This window comes from Moorena sp. SIO3I6 (assembly GCF_010672095.1).
Map to the genome: position 1 here is coordinate 1 of NZ_JAAHHU010000839.1, position 2,109 is coordinate 2,109.

The window sequence follows — 2,109 nt, forward strand, 5'->3', positions numbered from 1 at the left end:
CAGCTGTTGAGTTTTTAGGACGATCTCTTTCCTTGGCAGTGCGGGAGCGTTCTCACGAATTGTCTCTGATTCCTGACTTTGAGTAATTGGGATGGCTTTGTCAACCCCTACACCTGAATGCTTACCTAGATGGAGTTTTATTTTGCTCTTGTAAACCTTGGACATAAGAAGATAGCATTGTTGTGTATTGGTAAAGGAATTTGCCAGAGAAGATTGCCTTTGACACATAGATCATGCCTCCTCCTTGAGACTTTGTATCTATCTTTGTTAAGGGTATCCACAAACTACAACCAAAGTTTTCCAAATGTTGGTAGGAAAAGCTAACATTGCCCACGTGCCATAATACCCCCGCACCTTTATTTTTTTTCAGTTCAAAACCTACGTTCTGGACATAAAACAGGGATTTTTGGCAAACTGAAGATAAAGTCGATCTAAATAAAGGATGTTGAACAATCTCTAGATCTTCACCATCCTTGAGATCGTATTTTAATCTATTGACCCCCTTTGCGTAAATCGTTGCAGGAGGCTCTAGATCTCGATCTAGCTTCAAGTCGAGAAGTTGAATTGCTTCATGGGATAGGAAACCTTTAAGTTTCACAAAACCTTTTTTAGCAAAACTGGTGATATCTTGTTCAGTCAACTTAAAATCTGATTGTATCATTTTGAATTTTTGAAAAAAACTAATAATTGCATATTACTCTCCCGAATGGGGGGGTAAAAACTTACCTCTTGAACATGACTTTGATAATTACTCATAAAGTCAATCCTTCTTTTTGACATTCATCTACCAGGATTCCCATCAGTTTTGGCGGCAGACGCTGATAGGATAAATCCAGTTGGTGGTATTGTATCCACAACTTTTGATATTCGCTCCTATCTAGACGGGCGTTTTTATAATAGCAGTTAATCGCCTCTCCAGTAAATCCCCGTTCAACACATTTTTCTAAAGCAAGTTTTGTTTCTTCGATTTCCCCCACACATTCAAAAGCATTATGAGCTTCTAGCCCCATCAACTGACGATAATAAAGCTGTAAATCTGGGCGATCAAAAAGATTTTCCTTGCCTAAGAGGTGTTGAACTTCATTTGCCTGCTCTGGAGTAAGATAAGCCATATAAGATAAATAAACGTAAGCACATTTAGGGCAGGATTTACACCAAGGAGGCTTGGTGTTACATGAATAAACTAATTTTAGATCATCACCTCTAGTTTTTTGAGCTAAAACCTGATATACTAATATATCAGAATATGGTTTAAGTAAACTAAAAATAGCCAGATTACTAATAAAATATTGTTGAATATATTCTTCATAAAGAATTTCGCATTCCGTACTTTTACACCAGGCGTGATTAATAACCTGATTTCCAACCTTAACCTGTTCGCTGTCAGCACTTTTTTCATTTCCAAAACAAAGTTGGGTATATTTCTCCTGAAGGATTACGGGAAGAATGCCAAACATTCCATAAGCGAGGGGTAAGTCTTCATAGTTTCTAATTTCAGAAATCTCTACACCTTCTACCCCATGAAGTTTAGCTGCTGGAGAATTGAGGAATGACTCGATAATATACTGACGATGAATCTTGGGTGGCGGATTTTGGAGTTTGTAAAGATGTTGTTCGTGCATTTCAAACAACTCTTCAGGATTAGCATGGGTGTGTAGGTTAATACTGAAACTATCAAAAGGAACACTATTATCGTCCAACAAACGAGCCATCAGTAGACTATCTTTACCACCACCATTACAAAGAAGCAAGGGAGTCCCTCCTGGAACTAGAGTTACCGCTTCTCTTTTCATGGTGGTAACATCTTGATGAATTATTTCGGCTCCTTGATAATCTAAATTTCCCGTTTCATACCGCCACTGCCCTAAACATTGTTCAACACTTACTTCCCAGAGTTTTTGTAGATTATTTGTCCAATAGTTGCTATATTTTCCTAAATCAAGATGAGTCGGTTTTAAACTTAATATTTTTAACCCATGAAATCAGGGTAATCGCATCTAATTTGGTATAAATTGTACTTGACAAAAAAAACGGTTGCATGAACAAGTCCTTCATCTCTCATCAAGGGTAACCTAGGATGTGTAAAGGGTTGTATTTTCTCGTCACTCA

At 37.6% G+C, this 2,109-nt stretch carries 2 protein-coding genes; both read right to left on the reverse strand.

Features of this window, described 5'->3' with window-relative positions:
- Positions 1-121: 121 nt before the first annotated feature.
- A complete protein-coding gene (locus F6K49_RS43385) occupies positions 122-640 on the reverse strand; it encodes a hypothetical protein (protein ID WP_293107874.1) in 519 nt (172 codons plus the stop codon).
- 112 nt (positions 641-752) lie between these two features.
- Positions 753-1,793: a hypothetical protein gene (locus F6K49_RS43390; RefSeq protein ID WP_293107878.1), complete on the reverse strand. Its 1,041-nt coding sequence runs from the start codon at positions 1,791-1,793 to the stop codon at positions 753-755.
- Positions 1,794-2,109: the final 316 nt, after the last annotated feature.